This is a genomic window from Streptomyces sp. ISL-96 (genome assembly GCF_018614035.1).
In the GTDB taxonomy this organism is placed as follows: Bacteria; Actinomycetota; Actinomycetes; order Streptomycetales; family Streptomycetaceae; genus Streptomyces.
Genome location: NZ_JAGGPA010000023.1, coordinates 17792 through 34037 on the forward strand (window position 1 = coordinate 17792; position 16246 = coordinate 34037).

Here is a 16246-nt window from a genome sequence, read left to right on the forward strand (position 1 = left end):
CGCACTTGTCCGCGGTAAGCAGGCCTTACCGGGGCCGCCTGTGCCAGGATCAGGGGCATTGCAGGCGCGTCCAGGGGAGCACCGGGAATCATGAGCGATCAGAATCCGAACCCGTACGCGGCGGACGGCGATCCGAACGGGAACTACCAGTGGGGACCTGTCCCCGGCTACGGCTACCCGCAATACCAGCCGACACTGCCGGGGACGCCGATGCCTTACACCGGCCCGCCGGCGGGTTACGCGCCCGCGCCCCTCATGTCGATCGGTGACATCACCGTGATGCCCGACTCCATCGTCACCCCGTCCGGCACGATGCCGCTCAAGGGCGCGGTGTGGACGGTCACCGACATGTCCCGGACGGAGGAAAAGATGCCGACGGTCGCGGTCGTGCTGGCCGTCGTCTTCTTCGTCTTCTGTTTCCTCGGTCTGCTCTTCCTCCTGATGAAGGAGAAGGTGACGACCGGCTACATCCAGATCACGGTGACCAGCGGCGGGCGCCACCACTCCACGGTCGTCCCGGCCCTCGGCCCGCATACGTTCCACATGATCATGGGTCAGATCAATTACGCCCGCTCACTGAGCGCCTGAGGCTCCTACGGTGTCACCGGGCGCTCGAAGAACGTCTCCAGCGACACCGTCGCCCGGGTGCCGCTGACGCCCTCGATCTCGTACAACCGCGCCCGCCGAAAGGCCGACGGCCTTACATTCAGAAATGAAGCAGAAGGGCTTAACTATGTCCTCCACCGGCAGCCGTACTTCGATTTACGAGATCCTGGACGAACGCTTCCGCACCGGACGGTGCGCCAACGGGGACGAGCGGCTGGAGACGCTGTACGACGACTGCCGCTGGGCCGAAGGGCCGCTCTACCTGCCCGCCTGGCGGCAGGCCATCTGGAGCGACATCCCCAACGACCGCATGCTGCGATGGGACGAGATGACCGGCGCCGTCAGCGTTTTCCGCTCCCCCGCCGGACACAGCAACGGCAACACGCTCGACCGCGAGGGCCGGCTGATCAGCTGCGAGCAGGGCAACCGCCGCGTCAGCCGTACCGAGCACGACGGCCGGATCACCGTCATCGCCGACCGCTTCGAGGGCAAGCGGCTCAACAGCCCGAACGACGCGGCCGTGCACTCCGACGGCTCGATCTATTTCTCCGACCCGGACTTCGGGATCACCAGCGACTACGAGGGCTTCCGCGCGGAGAGCGAGATCGGCTCCTGCAACGTCTACCGGGTCGACCCGTCCTCCGGTGAGGTCCGGCTCGTCACCGACAGCACCGAGGCGCCGAACGGACTCGTTTTCTCCCCGGACGAGCGGCAGTTGTACGTCTCCGACACGCGGGGCGGCTGTATCCGGGTCTTCGACGTACGGGAGGACGGCACCCTTTCCGACGGCAAGGTCTTCGCCGAGGCCCGGAACGGGGCGCGCTTCGACAACATCCGCTTCGACGACGAGGGGCGGCTGTGGGTGGCGGCGATGGACGACGGGGTGCACTGCTACGACCCGGACGGCACGCTCATCGGCCGCATCCTCGTCCCCGAGACCGTCTCCAACATCTCCTTCGGCGGCCCGAAGAACAACCGCGCGTTCATCACGGCCACGACGACGCTGTACTCGCTGGTGATGTCCGTGACGGGCGCGCCTCGGATCCGCCGTACGCACTGACCGCTATCGGCCGACGCGTCCGCCGCCCGTCCGCACGTCCTTCCGTGCATCCTTGTGCGCCCGCACGGACTCCCGCAGCCGCTCGGCCTTCCCCCGCACGACGTCGGCGGGAAGCCCCGGTTGCGGGATGTACGGAATGCTCCTGCAGACCCGGCACAACCCACCCGGCAACGACTCGGCCGTCCCCGGTGCCTGACACCCGGTGCACTCCAGTACGTACCGGCCCTGGACCGGTGCGGGTGGCCGGGGCGGCAGCTGCTTCTCCAGGCGCGCCCGTACGAAGCCGAACGGGTATCCCACAGGCCCGGGAAGCCGCAGCGCCACCGCCTGCATCAGCTGCGTCTCCGTGGCCCCGCGCCGGAACCACTCCCCGGCAAGGGGCGCGAGCGCTTTGCATTCCAGCTCGGACAAGGCCAACTCCGGCGCGGTACGCCCCAACCGGGCCAACGCGTCGTACCCACGCACGGCCGTCTCCTCAGCGGGCACGGGCTCGTCCATCCCGCTCTGCGGCACGTTGTCCCCGAGGAACGCCGCCCACCACGCGTCACTGCGCGCCGTCCGCGAGAAGTACGACAGCGACACCCACCGCACGCCCTCCCAGTCCTCCACCGGCCGCCGTACGCGCCGCAGATGCCCGGCCGCCGACAGGGCGCGCAGGGCGGTGCCGATGGCGCACTGGCCGTAGTCCGCCATCTCCCTGGCCAGCGCTTTGATCGAGATGTCGGCCCCGTCGGGCAGCCTGTCGACGTACGAGGCAATGGCCGCTTCACGCCTGGGCAGATGGACGAAATCCCGCCCGCGCCGGGCCTCTTGATCGGGCGCGGACCGCTTTCCGAACCCTGGCTTGGCCATGGGGTGGGCGGGCGCGTGCGGGGCAGGACTAAGCTGCTGGGTAGCCATACGGATCGCTCCACGATCTTGTTGGTCAGACCCCCGTCCGGTGCGACAACACCTGCGGGGGTCGTTCTATGTGCCTGTGCTCGCCGCACGCTACACGTCAATCGCACTGCGTGGCGACCTGATCACAAAAAGTCATCGCTGCTGCGCGACGGGGCAGTTGGCGGTCCACAGGGGAGGGTGGGTGGGAATGTTCCCCACCATCCATTCCTAGCAAAAGAAGCTCGACCCTCGCCCCCCGAAGCTCAAGCGCCCTTGAGCGCCGCCACCTGATGGGCGTGATCGGTCAGGGTACGGACAGAGCGGGCCTTCGCGTGAGGGCGGATTCGGCGGAGCATCGTCTCGTAGTGTTCGTCGCCCCGTGAGGTGGACAGCCGCGCTTGAAGTGCTCTCCCGGCTGAAGCCGGGAGATTCCTGCCTACCTTACGGTGGCGGGCTTGACGCGACGAGCGCGCCTGACGTCTCCCTCCCGGCAGCCGGGATGAGCGCGAGGCCCATCCGGTACAAGTGCAAGACGTTCCGGACTGCGTTGTGGTCGGCGTTGCCAGACCAGCCGCAGTCGGGGTTCTTGCACACGAACGGCTGTGGCGTGCGCGGGGACTGTGGCTGGGGTGTTGCTCTCCGGCTCCTCGGTGGCCTCCCGCTCGGGGCGGCGGCGCAGCATTGTGAGGGCGACGACGAAGGCGGTTGCTAACCCTTGTCGTCAACCCCTCGGCACTGACCGTGTGATCCGGTGCGCGGCGGGAACCCTTCCCGTGAGGGCTGGGCCGAGTGGGGCCGAGCATTCCAGGTGTTCCGTTCACCCTGGGCGCATCGGTGGCGGGACCTACCATCGGAGTACAGCCACCGAGCCTGAGCAAACCCACCGAGGTGATCGTGAGCAACTGGGCCGACCTTACGAACGGTAAGCGCATCAAGCACCTGCGGGGCTCCGATCTGACTCAGCAGGGACTCGCCGATGCTGCGGGCGTCTCGCTCGCCCTGGTGCAGAAAGCCGAGCAGGATCGCGGCGAGCTGTCTGTCGGCTCGCTGCTCAAGCTCGCCAGCGCTCTCAAGACAGACATTGCGGTGATCCTGGGACAGCAGGCACCACGCCGAGGCATGAACCGCGACGACCGCGCCGCGCTGCACCACCTGTCCGACTCCGTGCACGAGAGCGCGCTCGGAGAATGGGACGGTATCGACGACCCGAGCACGCTCGATGAACTGACCAGGGCGCGCGACCTCGCTTGGTCCGCCTACTGGGCGAGCGATACGGCGAAAGTGAGTAGCCTCGCCTCGAAAGTCCTCATGGAAGGACAGGTTCGCTACGACAGCGCCACAGGTGCCGAGCGTGAGCAACTGGCCTTGGTTCTGGCGAGCACGTACAGGGTTGCTGCATCGTGTGCGAACGGCTTCGGGCAACGCGACCTCGCATTGAGCGCGCTCACCTCGGCCAAACTCCTTGCCAAGGAAGCCGACGACCCGGTGATGAGTGCGCTACTCGAATCCACGCTCTCGTGGATCTACCTGCGCGGAGCCAAGACGCCCCGCGCGGTGGCCGTGGCCGAGCGGGCGGCACTGGCGATTGAGCCATCGTTCAGTAGGGCGTCCCGCCCCGAACTGCTTGCGTATGGGCGCCTGATGATCTCCGCGGCTGTCGCGGCATCGAGGCGCGAAGACGAGAGCGCGGCCGACGACTACATTTCGCAGGCGCACGCTGCGGCGGCGAGGCTCGGCCGAGACGAGAGGCTGTACGGGACCAGCTTCGGGCCAACAGCCGCTAAAACAGAGGCGGTTGGAATCCATGTCGCGCTGAAGAACTACGGGCGCGCGCTCAAGCTCGCCAGCCACCCCGCCATGAGGAAGCTCCCAAAGAGCATGTCGAAGGTGGCGCGCAACCGCTACAAGCTCGATGTTGCCCTCGCACAGTGCGCGGCCGGCCTCTACGACCAGGCCGGAGACACGCTGATCGAGGTGGGTCTCGACGCCCCGGATTGGGTCAAGCATCAGGCGTTGCCCGGCGTTATCGGGAACCGTCTTGCGAAGGTGTCCACGGCGCGCGTGCGGAACATCAGCGAGCTAATCGGCGTGCCCCTGATCGCATAACTCCTACGGAGCGTATGAGTTGGGGCCGGGTGACCTGTCCCAGTCCTACGCCCTGTCACTTCACCATGCGTGATCGATTGGACACGATTGATGCATGGTCAGCATCCAGAGCGAACAGGGGCAGGGGCCGACTACGGTTCGTCGAACCGAGGGCGACCTGAAACGGCGTCGGGCACTCGCGGACGCGTCAGCGGGCATCTCGCCGGGCGAGGCCGACGTTCCGGCCGAGGCCGCGAAGATCGAGCGGTTCCGCTGTGTGATCTATCTGTGCAGTGCCCCCAACGCGAACATCGGGGCGCCCCGCAAGGAGTGCACCGAGTACGCAGAGGCGTTCGGGTGGGAGATCGCGGGCGTGATCGAGGACCACGCGGGATTGCTGCCGCCCGAGGGTCGCGACGGGCTGCGGCAGGCTGTCGACCGCATCAAGCTCGGCGAGGCTGGCGCGGTTCTTACGGCGTGGCGCTCGATGATCTCGCCCGTACCGCAGGAGTACGACACGGTCGCGCGTGAGATCGAGAAGGCCGGCGGTTTCCTGCACGTCAAGGACTCGGCGCGTGGCGAGCACGGTACCGAGCGATGCTGACGGGATCTCGGCGGGCGGCGCGTATGGAGCCGAAGACCGCCATCAACAGGGCCGGGTGGACGCTGTGAGCGGGCCGAGTTACGACACGAGCCGTCCGCCTGTCCCCGTCCCGGGGTGTGCGACGTGTGCCGAACTCGCGGGACAACGCGAGGACGCGCGGGCTCAATTCGACGGCAGCAAAGAGACTGACGCCAACGTGTTGATGCGTCAGCACCAGCGACGGGAGCACCGCGAATGACTCGGCGGACGTTCCGGTACGTGCCCTTCTCGATCGTGCAGGACGCGACGGCCGAGCCGGAGTACGCGGCGCGGTGCGTCTCGGGTGCCGAGTCCGAGTGCGGCGCCGAGTCCGGTGTGAGGCACGACCCGGCGGAGGTCGAGGAGTGGCAGCGCAAGCACACGCAGGAGTCCCGGCACGTGCGCTACCGCCGGAACTTTGCCGACTACGCGGTCATGGAAGCCCCGGAAGGTCTCCCGCTCGGACTCGAACCGCCGGGTGCCCGGGTGCACGTATGAGGCGCTTACGCGGATGGAAAGTCACGGCGGACGGCGCCTTCTGGGGCGGGGTGCTCGTGATCAGCAGCGTTGGCGGCATCTTGGCCGTGATCGTTGTGGCCGTGACCCGTCAACCGCCGTGATGCTGCACCACGCGGGCAGTGTCGCCCGAAGACTCCCGCCCCGGCGGATCATCCGCCCGCAACCCAGTCGAGAGCAGACAGGTCGAGCGCCTGCCGGGGCGGGTCCTGTACCACATCCACCGTACGAAGCGATCAAGGAGGAGACTTGCAGACAAGCCTCGCAGGTACGGAGACGACCGCACAGGCCCCGTGGGGACTGCGCCGTATGGCTCCGCTGCGCAACGGTTCCCCCTCGCCCTGGCGGTACGCGGGCGTTGACCCGGCCACGCAGACCGGCCGGTGGGTCGGGGAGGACGGCGCGATGACGCCGGCCGAACTCGGCAAGCACGGTACGAGCGTGAACACCTACCCGCCGACGCAGGTCGGGAAGGACGGCAAGGTAGACGCCGACTCCGGCCACGACGCGACGCAGGACTAGGGGGTAGCGCCATGGACGGACGCCCGGTGCTGGTCTGCACGCAGGATGAGGACGCAACCGCTGATCTGGTCATCGCGGAGTTGAACCGGCGCCGGGTGCCCGTCCTCCGCTTCGACCCCGGACGGGACTTTCCTGCCCCGGCGGTGCTCGCCACACGTACCGGGACGGACGGATGGGGCGGACGACTCACGGTCGGGGAGCGCACGGCCGACTTATCCGCCGTCCGCGCCCTGTACCACCGTCGCCCCAACGCCTACCCGACAGACGGCGGTGAGCAGGCCGCGCGGTTCGCCGCACAGGAGAACCGGCGGGGACTGGGTGGAGTACTGGGCGCGCTGCCGGGGTGCCTGTACCTCAGCCACCCGCAGGCCATCGCGCGGGCGGAGTACAAGCCCGCGCAGTTGGATGTGGCGGCCCGGGTAGGGCTCACGGTCCCGGCCACCCTGATCACGAACGACCCTGGTGAGGCCAAGACGTTCTGCGCTGAGCAGTCGGCCATCTACAAGCCCTTGCACGCCGGGGCGTACGACGTCGAGGGCGAGCCCGCCGGAATCTGGGCCGCTCCGGTCGAGGCTGGAGAGATCGACGGCGCGGTGAGCTACAGCGCGCACCTGTTCCAAGCTCAGGTGCCCAAGGTGGCGGACGTGCGCGCGGTCGTCGTCGGCGAGCAGGTGTTCAGCGCTCTGATTACCGCGCCGCCCGGGGTCGTGGACTGGAGAGCGGAGTATCAGAGCCTCGCCTATAAGCCGGTCGCCTGTCCGGAAGAGATTCGCCTGGCGCTGGTGCGGTTCCTCGCCGACTTCGGGCTGAGCTTCGGCGCCTTCGACTTCGCCGTGACCGCCGACGGCGCATGGTGGTTCTTGGAGTGCAACCCGAACGGTCAATGGGCGTGGCTCGAAGACGCGGCCGGACTGCCGGTCACAAGCGCAATCGCAGATCTGTTGGAGAACGGAGCGAGCCATCATGACTGACCACCTGCCCTCGGAACACCTGCGGGCCGACCTCGCTCGGCACCTGACCAAGGCCGGTGCGCTGCGCAGCCCGGAATGGGAAGCGGCCGTGTTGTCCGTGCCCCGCGAGGCGTTCCTCTCGCGCGGCTGGTTCGAGTACGAAGACGGCGGCTGGTACCGGCCCGTATCCGGCGACTCTGCGGCCGGGCTCGGGCGGATCTACGAAGACGACACCCTCGTGACACAGGTGGCCGGGGGCGTCTTCCCCGACCAGGTCGAGGGGCGCATCGCGGCGGCCCCCTCGTCGTCCTCCACCCTGCCAGGGCTGGTCGTGCGGATGCTTGAAGACCTGCGGGCGACCGAAGGGACGCGTGTCCTGGAGATCGGCACGGGTACGGGCTACTCAACCGCGCTGCTCTGCCGCGTCGTTGGCGAGGACAACGTGACCACGGTCGAGGTCGACGCCGAGGTGTCCGCCCGCGCAGCAATGGCGCTCGGGAGCGCCGGTTACTGGCCTGTCCGGGTGGTCGGTGACGGCCTGGCGGGTTACAAGGAGGGCGGGCCGTATGACCGGGTGATCGCGACATGCGGTGTGCACACCGTGCCGGCTGACTGGCTCGCGCAGACTCGGCCTGGCGGTGAGGTCCTGGTCACGGTCGGCGGATGGATGCACGCATCCGAACTTGTACGGCTGACGGTCGCCGACGATGGCACGGCTAGCGGCCCGGTTCTCGGCGGTCAGGTCTCGTTCATGCTGGCCCGCCCGCACCTTCCGCCCCCGTTCGGGATGCTGCCGAATCTCAGCGAGGGCAAGGCCGTGCCCACGGAATTCGGCGCGGACGTGCTCGACGACTGGGCGGCCCGATTCATCGCGCAGTTCGCCGTACCCCGTGCGCAGCGGCTCGCACTTGAACGGGGCGGCCGGACGGAACACGTCGTGATCGACGTGGACGCGGAATCGTGGGCGGTCGTCTTCCGGGACGGCGCGCGGTGGATGGTCCGGCAGGGCGGCGCGGCGCGCTTGTGGGATCAGATCGCCGAACGCGTCACACACTGGCAGGCGGACGGGCGACCGCCGGCCGACCGAATGCGGCTGCACGTCGGCCCCGACGGGCAACGCCTCACGTGGGCGTAGCCATCAGCTGACAGCCCCATGTTGGGAGCTGACGAACGTGACTGACCTTATCGCGCACCTTTTGCGCCTCCTCGCGCGGCTATTCCCCGCGCGCGGGAAGCATCGCGCCACCCCCCGTACATCAGCCGCCCCCTGCCCCGTCCGTGCGGCCCCGGCGCACGCTGCCGGAGCACAAGAGCCCGTACGCCCGCGAGGCGGCCGAGAAGCGGCCGTTTGTGAACACGATCAGCCAGGTACGCCCCTACGTCACGGCCGCGCCCCGCAGGCGTCCGGACGATCCGGAGCGGCGCGCGCAGGCCGAACGGCGCTGGGCGCTGGATATGGCGCTGCGCGGTATCGACGTGGGCCCGGCGACGATTCACAGCGTGCACGTGCGGCCCGACGGCCGTACGGTCCGGGTGGCGGTGGGAGCGTGAGCGCCGCTGTCTACTGCCGCTGCGAGCGGCTGACTCTCGCCCCGGTCGCGGTGCGCTACATCGAGCCGGCGAGCGGCCCCGGGGTGACGCTGTATGCCTGCCCCGACTGCGCGCCCCGTCTCACGCCCGGCCCCCTGCCTGCCGAGACCGCCCCGCCGCGCGGCTGATTCTCTGCCGACCCCTGCCCCGCCCGGACCGCTCCGGGCGGGGCTTCGTCGTCTCCGGGCGCGGCGGGTGGCGCCTACGCAGTCGACGGCGGTGCGGCCTGCTGGTCGGCGAGGCGGGCGGCTATGGCGGAGCGTAGGCCGTTGCTGGGGTCGGCGGTGCCGTCGACTTCCCGGCGCAGTCCGGCGAAGGTTTCGCGTAGGCCGGGCTCGATGGCGTCGAGGTCGAGGCGGGCGCGCAGGGCTGCGGCCTGGAGGACGGTCGACAGGTGGGGGTGGCCGGTGCTTGTGACGCTCGCGAGCACGCCGAACTGCTGTTGCCGCAACAGCTGGGAGAGTTCCTCGTCCGTGAGCACTCGGGGCGCCGGGCCGTCGTTCTTCGTGGTGGCGTTCGCGTTCATGGGCAGTGGCCCTTCTCAGTGGGGTGGTCGGTCAGACCGAGACGGGGTGGGTGGTGGCCGGATTGGTGGCCGGGGTGTTGTCGACCTGCTCGGCGGACGGCCGGCTCCCGGGGCGGCGCAGCATCGTGAACGCGACTACGAAAGCGGTGACCAGGAGCCCCGCGCCGACGCCGAAGGCGAGGTGGTAGCCGCCGGTCAGGGCCTCGGCCCGGGTCCTGCCGTCCGCTGCGAGGCTTTCGGTGCGCGAGGCCGCCAGGGTGGAGAGGACTGCGACGCCCATGGCCATGCCGATCTGCTGGGTGGTGTTGAACAGCCCGGAGGCGAGTCCGGCGTCCTCTTCCCTCGCGCCGGACATGCCGAGCGTGGTCAGAGCCGGAAGGGCGAGGCCGAAGCCAGCGGCGAGCAGCATCACCGGGAGCAGGTCGACGGCGTAGTTGGCGTGTACGGGGACGCGGGTGAGGAGGCCGAGTACGCCGATGAGGAGTACGAGGCCCGCCAGCAGGACGTTGCGCTCGCCGAAGCGGGCGTTGAGGCGGGCGGAGACGCCCAGCGAGACCGCACCGATGACGGCAGCCGCCGGGAGCATCGCGAGGCCGGTCTCGGCGGCGCCGTAACCGAGCACCTTCTGGAGGTAGAGGGCGACGAGGATCTGGAAGGAGAAGAGCGCGGCGACCATCAGGACCTGGACCAGGTTGGCGCCGGAGACGATGCGGGAGCGGAAGACCGCCAGCGGCATGAGCGGGTTCTTCGCGGTGGCCTGGCGGACGAGGAACGCGGCGAGCAGGACGGCGGCGAGCGCGCCGAAGCCGAGGGTGTGAGCCGAGGTCCAGCCGTGCTCCTCGACCTTGACGACGGTGTAGATGCCCAGCATCAGACCCGCTGTGACGAGGACGGCGCCGATGACGTCCGCGCCCGCTTTGAGGCCGAGGCCTCGGTCGCCCGGCAGTACGGGGACGGCGACCGCGAGGGCGGCGAGTCCGATCGGCAGGTTGATGAAGAAGATCCAGTGCCAGTTGAGCGCGTCGGTGAGTACGCCGCCGAGCACCTGGCCGATCGACGCGCCTGCCGCGCCGGTGAAGCTGAAGACGGCGATCGCCTTCGCGCGTTCCCTGGGCTCGGTGAACAGCGTCACGAGGATGCCGAGGCTTACGGCCGAGGCCATCGCGCTGCCGATGCCCTGGAGGAAGCGGGCGGCGATGAGTACGGCGGGGGATGTGGCCACACCGGCCAGGAGTGAGGCGGCGGTGAAGACGGCGGTGCCGGCCAGGAACATCCGCTTGCGGCCGATCAGGTCGCCGAGCCGTCCGGCGAGGAGGAGCAGGCTGCCGAACGCGATCAGGTAGGCGTTGACGACCCAGCTGAGGCCGGCGGGGGTGAAGTTCAGATCCTGCTGGATGGCCGGCATCGCCACGGTCACGATGGAGCCGTCGAGGATGATCATTAGCATCCCGGTGGCGATGACTCCGAGGGCGAGCCAGCGTGAGCGGGGAGCGGTGGGTGCGGGAGCGGTGGCGGATTCGGATGCCGATGTGGCAAGCATGCGGTCTCTCCTGTCAGTGGGGGGGGGGGAGGAGAGACCGTAGCAGATGGTTTTGTTGCAGACTATTTGTTTCGGCCCTACTTTTTGGACTGGCGCGCACGGCGGGCGGGCCGAGGGTTCTCGGCGGGGGTGGCCAGGCCATCGTTGACCAGGCGGTTCAAGGCGCGCAGCAGGACCTCCCGCTCCCCCTCCGGAAGTGCGGCCAGGGCCTCCCGGTGCACGCGGTCGACGATCTTCTGACTCTGCCCGGCGAGACGGGCGCCCTCCTGCGTGACCGCGATGATCCGGGCGCGCCGGTCCGTACTGGAGGGGCGGCGCTCGGCGAGGCCGGCCTTCTCCAGCGCGTCCACCGTCACCACCATCGTGGTCTTGTCCATGTCGCCGATCTCGGCGAGCTGGATCTGGGTGCGCTCCTCCTCCAGGGCGTGGACGAGTACGCAGTGCATCCGTGCCGTCAGGCCGATCTCGGCGAGTGCGGCCGACATCTGAGTGCGCAGGACGTGGCTGGTGTGGTCGAGAAGGAAGGACAGGTCCGGTTCGGTGCGGGTGGGCGTCATGGCGGTCATGCCGACAAGCGTAGCAATTAGATCCGTGCCGGATTATCCAGAAGCGGAGCTTCCCGGACTACCGCTTGAACATGTTCAAAAAGAGGTCTAAGTTCATTCCTGCCAGCCTTTTGAACACGTTCAAGAAGGGGTGGGGAATGGACCTCACTGTTGTCGCCTACGCCATCTACCTGCTGATCAGCGTCGCGCTCACCATCTGGGTCGCGCGGACGCTGAGCCGCAACGGACGCATCTTCATCGCGAGCGTCCTGCACGGCGACGAGAAGCTCGCCGACGCGGTCAACCACCTCCTGGTGGTCGGCTTCTACCTCGTCAACCTGGGCTTCGTAGCCCTCTACCTCAAGGCGGCGGACGCCGTCCAGGACGCCCGCGGACTCTTCGAGGCGCTGTCCGTGAAGCTCGGTGTCGTCCTGCTGGTCCTCGGCGTCATGCACCTCGGCAACGTCTGGGTCCTCAACAAGATCCGGCGGCGCTCGATCATGGAGCGCGAGCAGCTCCCGCCGGTTCCGCCGCAGGGCTGGACCGCCGCTCCCACCGGAGCGTGAACGCGATGAGCGGCCTCCCGGTCAAGCGCCTGACGGTCCTGTACGACGCCCAGTGCTCCCTCTGTGTCCACCTGCGGAGCTGGCTGCTGCGCCAACGGCAGCTCGTACCGCTGGACCTGGTCCCGGCCGGCTCGGTCGAGGCGCAGCGCAGGTACCCGCGCCTCGACCACGCCCGCACCATGCGGGAGATCACCGTCATCGGTGACCAGGGCCAGGTCTACGCCGGCCCCGCCGCCTGGGTGGTCTGCCTCTGGGCGCTGGCCGAGTACCGGCCCAAGGCCCACTGGCTCGCCACCCCGGCGGGCGCCCCGTTCGTACGGGTGACGATGCTCGCGGCGGCGAAGTACCGGGACGTGACGGCGACCGGAGCAACAGCCGTCGCCGCGCCCTGCGACGACCGGTGCTCCGTACCCGGTTAGGGTCGGACACCGTGACAGAAGACAAGGCCCCCAAGAGCGAGCAGACCCGCACGCTCATCCTCGAAACCGCCCTCCAGCTGTTCCAGGACCGTGGTTACGACAAGACGACCATGCGGGCCATCGCGAAGGAGGCGGGCGTCTCCGTAGGGAACGCGTACTACTACTTCAGCTCCAAGGAACACCTGGTCCAGGGCTTTTACGACCGGATCGCCGCCGAGCACCAGGCGGCGGTCCGGCCCGTACTGGACAAGGAGACCGACCTGGAGGCGCGGCTGGCCGGGGTGCTGAAGGCCTGGCTGGACATCGCCGCGCCGTACCACGAGTTCGCCGCCCAGTTCTTCAAGAACGCCGCCGACCCCGAGAGCCCGCTGAGCCCCTTCTCACCCGAGTCGGAGCACGCCCGCGAGGCGGCCATCGCCGTCCACCGGGAGGTCCTGGCCGGCTCGAAGGCCAAGGTCGCCGAGGAACTGCGGGACGTCCTCCCCGAGTTGATGTGGCTCTCCCAGATGGGACTCGTCCTGTACTGGGTCTTCGACCGCTCGGAGGACCGGGAGCGCAGCCGCCGCCTCGCCGAACGCGGCGCCCGCCTCACCGCGCGCGGGGTCGCGCTCGCCCGCTTCCGGGTGCTGCGTCCGCTCGTACGCGAAGTGCACGAACTGTTCACGGACTTCCTGCCGGGGATGGCCCAGGCGACGGCAGGCCGCAAGGCGGACTGAGGCCGCCGCGTCTGCCCTCCCCCTACATCCAGTCCAGTGCCCAGAGGCGCCACACGCCCGTGCCGTCCGACAGGTACTGCCCGCCGGAGATGTCCTTGCCGCTCAGTACGTAGTCCTTCTTCTGCCACAGCGGCACCAGCGGCACGTCGTCCGCCACGATCAGCTGGAGCTTCTGGAATTCGTCCGCCGTGCGGCCGCGGTCGATGAACCGCTGGGTGTCCAGGATCAGTCTGTCGATCTCGGGGTTCGCATAGCCGTTGCCGAGGCTGTTCCCGCTGCCGACGAGCGGCTGGCTGAAGTTGTCCGGGTCGGGGAAGTCCATGACCCAGCCGACGGTGTACGCGTCGAACTCGCCCGCCGTGTACTCGGCCTGGAAGTCCGCCCATTCGGCCTTCTCCACGACCCGCACCGCGAACAGGTTCTCGGCTTCGATCTGCCGCTTCAGCTCGGCCGCCTCCTGCCTGGCCGCACCGCCCAGTGCGTACCCCAGCGTGATCCTGACCGGGGTCCGCACGCCGGCGTTCAGGAGCAGCTGCTTGGCGCGCGCCGCGTCGTGGGTGGGGTTCTTGTCGAAGAAGGGGGTGCTGTGGCCGGTGACCCCCTGCGGGATCAGCGAGTACAGCGGCTCGACGGTGCCGTGGTAGACCGACGAGGCGATGCCGGAGCGGTCGACGAGCGTGGCGGCGGCCTGCCGCACAGCGCGCCCGGCCATCGGCGAGCCCTTGCGGACGTTGAAGACGAGGTTGCGGATGTCGGAACTGCCGGTCTCGTTGATCCGCACCTCCGGATCACCCGGCGCCAGCCCGGCGACCACAGCCGGCGGCATCTGCCGGTGGGTGACGTCGACCTGCTTGGCCTTCCAGGCGCGGTCGAGCTCCTCGGACGTCTTGAAGTACCGGACGCTGATCGCGTTGCCGACGTTCCTGATGGCTCCCCGGTACTTCGGGTTGGGTTCGAGGCGGGCGCTGACACCGCTCTCGTACGCCTTGAGCACGTACGGTCCCGAGCCGTCCACCGCGTCGCCCTCGCGCAGGCCGTCGGCGGGGTACTTCGTCCGGTCGACGATGGTGCCCGCGCCCGTGGCGACCTTGTAGGGAAAAGTGGCGTCGCGGGTCGAAAGCTGAAAAGTGACCGTCAGGCCCTGGGCCCGGACGGACTTCAGCGACGCGAAGAGGGACTTGGGGCCGACGTCGGCCTTGATGTTCATGACCCGGCCGAAGGAGTACTTGACGTCCTCGGCGGTGATCGGGCGGCCGCTGGAGAAGGTCAGGTCGTCCCGTAACTCGCACTGGTACGTCCGGAGCGTCTGCCCGACGAAGCGGCAGCTGCTCGCGGCGTCGGGAACGGGCTCGGGGGAGCCGGGGCTGAAGGTCATCAGCGACTGGTAGAGGTTGCTGTACAGCGCCCACGAACCGGCGTCGTACGCCCCGGCGGGATCGAGCCCGGTGACGGCGTCCGTGGTGCCGACCTTGATCGGAGCGTTGTTTCCCTCTCCGGCGGCCAGCAGTTGCCAGCCACCGACAGCGGCGGCCAGCACGACCGCACAGGTCACCAGAATCCGTAATCGGATCGACCGCATTGCCGCGCTCTCCTCATCGCCCCACCCACCGCCGCGCGAGAAGTCCGCACTTCCCCCCGGAGATCCGCCCCACCCAATCACACCAACTCCGCCTGGGGAAGGTCTAGTTGCAAGGCGCCGACCACTCGCGGCGCAGGCGGCTACGCCTGGCGGGAGGAGAGTTCCACCACCGTGATGTCGGACTCCGCGCCCACGCGGACCGGGGGGCCCCACGCCCCCGCGCCGCGCGACACGTACAGCTGGGTGTCACCGTAGCGCTCAAGGCCGGCGAGCGTCGGGTTCGCCTGGGCCGCGATGTAGTTGCCGGGCCAGAGCTGGCCGCCGTGCGTGTGGCCGGACAGCTGCAGGTCCACCCCGTGGCGTACCGCGTCGTGGATGACCACCGGCTGGTGCGCGAGCAGGACGGACGCGCGGGTACGGTCCCGGTCACCCAGCGCCCGTACGAAGTCGGGGCCCTGGCCTTCCTCCTCGCCCGCGATGTCGTTGACGCCGGCGAGGTCGAAGCCGGCGATCTCGACGCGGTCGTTCTCCAGCGGCCGCAGACCGAGTTCGCGCACGTGCTCGACCCACTGCTCGGCGCCGGAGAAGTACTCGTGATTGCCCGTGACGAAGAAGGACCCGTGCTTGGCCCTGAGCTGCGCCAGCGGCTCGGCGGCGTGCCCCAGGTCGGCGACGCTCCCGTCGACGAGGTCACCGACGACGGCCACCAGATCGGGCTGGACGGAGTTGATGGTGTCGACGATCCGCTGGGTGTGCGCGCGTCCGAGGACCGGCCCCAGGTGTACGTCGCTGACGACGGCGATCCTGAACCCGTGCGCCCCACGCGGCAGCCTGGCCAGCGGCACCCTGACCCGCTTCACCCGCGGCCCGCGCATCACCCCGTACGTTCCGTATCCCACGGTCCCCAGCGCGGCCACGGCGGCGCCAGCCCCCACCACCCGCGAGACGAACAGCCGCCGCGAGAACTCGCCCGTGGGGGTGGCACCACCGCCAGGCGGTGCGGGAGGGGCGGGCGTCGTGGGAGGGGCGGGAGGGGCGGGGACCGTCACCGTGTCCGTGTCGCCGGGCGCGGGCGATGAAGCGGCGGCGCCGAGCGGCGACGCGGCCCCGGCCCCGGCGCCCGCAGAGCCGCGCGCCGGGGCCGGGGCAAGGGGCTCGGCGGGAGAAATCCCATCGCCGGCACCCGCCGCACCGCCCCGGCTCCGCCGGCGCAAGGCCCATCTCAGCAGTGGCCGCACCGCCTCGCCGATCAGCAACGCCATCACCAGGTACAACAGCACCGCCAGCCACATGTACCCCGGCCACGCCACCACCTGCTGTACCCAGAACGGCGCACCGGCCCGCCCCGAGACCAGCGCCCCCACCGCCAGCAGCGGCAGCAGCATCGCCGCCACCGTCCCCGCCCGCCGGGCGACGCCGCCCGGCGCGGTCGTATCGCGGACCAGGCGGCGCCACACGTACCAGTGCGCCCCGGCCAGCAGGGCAACGACCGACAGCGCGATGAGAACGAAGACGACGACCACAG

19 protein-coding genes and 1 pseudogene are annotated in these 16246 nt (G+C 69.4%); 13 read left to right on the top strand and 7 right to left on the bottom strand.

All coding sequences use genetic code 11. From position 1 onward, the window contains the following. Nucleotides 1-90 precede the first annotated feature (90 nt). Together J7E96_RS15960 and J7E96_RS15965 are read left to right on the top strand one after the other, a co-directional pair. Nucleotides 91-588, top strand: a complete 498-nt coding sequence (locus J7E96_RS15960) for a hypothetical protein (RefSeq protein ID WP_215131963.1) — start codon at nt 91-93, stop codon at nt 586-588. A 124-nt stretch (nt 589-712) separates the two neighbouring features. After that, on the top strand, nt 713-1666 hold the full coding sequence (locus tag J7E96_RS15965; protein WP_374196685.1) for an SMP-30/gluconolactonase/LRE family protein: 954 nt from the start codon (nt 713-715) through the stop codon (nt 1664-1666). A gap of 3 nt (nt 1667-1669) precedes the next feature. Here J7E96_RS15965 and J7E96_RS15970 read toward each other — a convergent pair whose 3' ends face one another. Together J7E96_RS15970 and J7E96_RS37415 are read right to left on the bottom strand one after the other, a co-directional pair. Continuing rightward, nucleotides 1670-2566 carry a hypothetical protein gene (locus J7E96_RS15970; protein ID WP_215131965.1) on the bottom strand — a complete coding sequence of 299 codons (897 nt, stop codon included), beginning with the start codon at nt 2564-2566 and terminating at the stop codon, nt 1670-1672. Between the two features lie 415 nt (nt 2567-2981). Then, nucleotides 2982-3148, bottom strand: a pseudogene (locus J7E96_RS37415) (RNA-guided endonuclease TnpB family protein); the annotation flags it as partial. Between the two features lie 291 nt (nt 3149-3439). Here J7E96_RS37415 and J7E96_RS15975 point away from each other — a divergent pair. From J7E96_RS15975 to J7E96_RS16010, 8 genes are all read left to right on the top strand, one after another. After that, nucleotides 3440-4651: a helix-turn-helix domain-containing protein gene (locus tag J7E96_RS15975; protein WP_215131967.1), complete on the top strand. Its 1212-nt coding sequence runs from the start codon at nt 3440-3442 to the stop codon at nt 4649-4651. A 94-nt stretch (nt 4652-4745) separates the two neighbouring features. Beyond that, nucleotides 4746-5234, top strand: a complete 489-nt coding sequence (locus J7E96_RS15980; RefSeq protein ID WP_215131969.1) for a hypothetical protein — start codon at nt 4746-4748, stop codon at nt 5232-5234. 234 nt (nt 5235-5468) lie between these two features. Further along, nucleotides 5469-5750: a hypothetical protein gene (locus J7E96_RS15985; protein ID WP_214972189.1), complete on the top strand. Its 282-nt coding sequence runs from the start codon at nt 5469-5471 to the stop codon at nt 5748-5750. A gap of 267 nt (nt 5751-6017) precedes the next feature. After that, on the top strand, nt 6018-6290 hold the full coding sequence (gene tgmA, locus J7E96_RS15990) for a putative ATP-grasp-modified RiPP (protein WP_251060396.1): 273 nt from the start codon (nt 6018-6020) through the stop codon (nt 6288-6290). Between the two features lie 11 nt (nt 6291-6301). After that, nucleotides 6302-7261, top strand: a complete 960-nt coding sequence (gene tgmB, locus J7E96_RS15995) for an ATP-grasp ribosomal peptide maturase (RefSeq protein ID WP_215131971.1) — start codon at nt 6302-6304, stop codon at nt 7259-7261. Further along, nucleotides 7254-8375 carry an ATP-grasp peptide maturase system methyltransferase gene (tgmC, locus tag J7E96_RS16000; protein ID WP_214972198.1) on the top strand — a complete coding sequence of 374 codons (1122 nt, stop codon included), beginning with the start codon at nt 7254-7256 and terminating at the stop codon, nt 8373-8375. The genes tgmB and tgmC overlap by 8 nt, the downstream gene beginning before the upstream one ends. A 143-nt stretch (nt 8376-8518) precedes the next feature. After that, on the top strand, nt 8519-8791 hold the full coding sequence (locus tag J7E96_RS16005; RefSeq protein ID WP_214972201.1) for a hypothetical protein: 273 nt from the start codon (nt 8519-8521) through the stop codon (nt 8789-8791). Continuing rightward, nucleotides 8788-8958, top strand: coding sequence for a hypothetical protein (locus tag J7E96_RS16010; RefSeq protein WP_215131973.1), 171 nt, complete (start codon nt 8788-8790; stop codon nt 8956-8958). The genes J7E96_RS16005 and J7E96_RS16010 overlap by 4 nt, the downstream gene beginning before the upstream one ends. Before the next feature lie 74 nt (nt 8959-9032). Here the strand turns inward: J7E96_RS16010 and J7E96_RS38460 are convergent, their stop codons facing one another. The 3 genes from J7E96_RS38460 to J7E96_RS16025 form a co-directional block, all read right to left on the bottom strand. Further along, a complete protein-coding gene (locus tag J7E96_RS38460; protein ID WP_215131975.1) occupies nt 9033-9356 on the bottom strand; it encodes a pyridoxamine 5'-phosphate oxidase family protein in 324 nt (107 codons plus the stop codon). 31 nt (nt 9357-9387) lie between these two features. Further along, entirely contained in the window at nt 9388-10896 is a 1509-nt protein-coding gene (locus J7E96_RS16020; protein ID WP_215131977.1) for an MFS transporter, read from the bottom strand. Nucleotides 10897-10973: 77 nt separating this feature from the next. Then, nucleotides 10974-11462, bottom strand: coding sequence for a MarR family winged helix-turn-helix transcriptional regulator (locus J7E96_RS16025; RefSeq protein ID WP_215131979.1), 489 nt, complete (start codon nt 11460-11462; stop codon nt 10974-10976). Nucleotides 11463-11599: 137 nt separating this feature from the next. On the opposite strand from J7E96_RS16025, the gene J7E96_RS16030 reads away from it, so the two are divergent. Genes J7E96_RS16030 through J7E96_RS16040 form a run of 3 tightly spaced genes read left to right on the top strand, consistent with a single transcriptional unit; the run spans nt 11600 to nt 13142 of the window. Further along, on the top strand, nt 11600-12007 hold the full coding sequence (locus J7E96_RS16030; protein ID WP_215131981.1) for a hypothetical protein: 408 nt from the start codon (nt 11600-11602) through the stop codon (nt 12005-12007). A gap of 5 nt (nt 12008-12012) precedes the next feature. Then, complete coding sequence (locus tag J7E96_RS16035) at nt 12013-12426, top strand: thiol-disulfide oxidoreductase DCC family protein (protein WP_215131983.1); 414 nt, start codon at nt 12013-12015, stop codon at nt 12424-12426. An 11-nt stretch (nt 12427-12437) separates the two neighbouring features. Beyond that, on the top strand, nt 12438-13142 hold the full coding sequence (locus J7E96_RS16040) for a TetR/AcrR family transcriptional regulator (protein WP_215131985.1): 705 nt from the start codon (nt 12438-12440) through the stop codon (nt 13140-13142). Nucleotides 13143-13164: 22 nt separating this feature from the next. On the opposite strand, the gene J7E96_RS16045 is transcribed toward J7E96_RS16040, so the two are convergent. After that, complete coding sequence (locus tag J7E96_RS16045; protein WP_215131987.1) at nt 13165-14721, bottom strand: ABC transporter substrate-binding protein; 1557 nt, start codon at nt 14719-14721, stop codon at nt 13165-13167. A gap of 140 nt (nt 14722-14861) precedes the next feature. Further along, on the bottom strand, nt 14862-16244 hold the full coding sequence (locus J7E96_RS16050) for a metallophosphoesterase (RefSeq protein WP_215131989.1): 1383 nt from the start codon (nt 16242-16244) through the stop codon (nt 14862-14864). Nucleotides 16245-16246 lie beyond the last annotated feature (2 nt).

Excerpts from the sequence above, each read along its gene's own strand:
- J7E96_RS15960 (WP_215131963.1), top strand. The coding sequence starts at position 91 with ATGAGCGATCAGAATCCGAACCCGTACGCGGCGGACGGCGATCCGAAC.
- J7E96_RS15965 (WP_374196685.1), top strand. The coding sequence starts at position 713 with ATGAAGCAGAAGGGCTTAACTATGTCCTCCACCGGCAGCCGTACTTCG.
- J7E96_RS15970 (WP_215131965.1), bottom strand. The coding sequence starts at position 2,566 with ATGGCTACCCAGCAGCTTAGTCCTGCCCCGCACGCGCCCGCCCACCCC.
- J7E96_RS15980 (WP_215131969.1), top strand. The coding sequence starts at position 4,746 with ATGGTCAGCATCCAGAGCGAACAGGGGCAGGGGCCGACTACGGTTCGT.
- J7E96_RS15985 (WP_214972189.1), top strand. The coding sequence starts at position 5,469 with ATGACTCGGCGGACGTTCCGGTACGTGCCCTTCTCGATCGTGCAGGAC.
- tgmB (WP_215131971.1), top strand. The coding sequence starts at position 6,302 with ATGGACGGACGCCCGGTGCTGGTCTGCACGCAGGATGAGGACGCAACC.
- tgmC (WP_214972198.1), top strand. The coding sequence starts at position 7,254 with ATGACTGACCACCTGCCCTCGGAACACCTGCGGGCCGACCTCGCTCGG.
- J7E96_RS38460 (WP_215131975.1), bottom strand. The coding sequence starts at position 9,356 with ATGAACGCGAACGCCACCACGAAGAACGACGGCCCGGCGCCCCGAGTG.
- J7E96_RS16020 (WP_215131977.1), bottom strand. The coding sequence starts at position 10,896 with ATGCTTGCCACATCGGCATCCGAATCCGCCACCGCTCCCGCACCCACC.
- J7E96_RS16025 (WP_215131979.1), bottom strand. The coding sequence starts at position 11,462 with ATGACCGCCATGACGCCCACCCGCACCGAACCGGACCTGTCCTTCCTT.
- J7E96_RS16030 (WP_215131981.1), top strand. The coding sequence starts at position 11,600 with ATGGACCTCACTGTTGTCGCCTACGCCATCTACCTGCTGATCAGCGTC.
- J7E96_RS16035 (WP_215131983.1), top strand. The coding sequence starts at position 12,013 with ATGAGCGGCCTCCCGGTCAAGCGCCTGACGGTCCTGTACGACGCCCAG.
- J7E96_RS16045 (WP_215131987.1), bottom strand. The coding sequence starts at position 14,721 with ATGCGGTCGATCCGATTACGGATTCTGGTGACCTGTGCGGTCGTGCTG.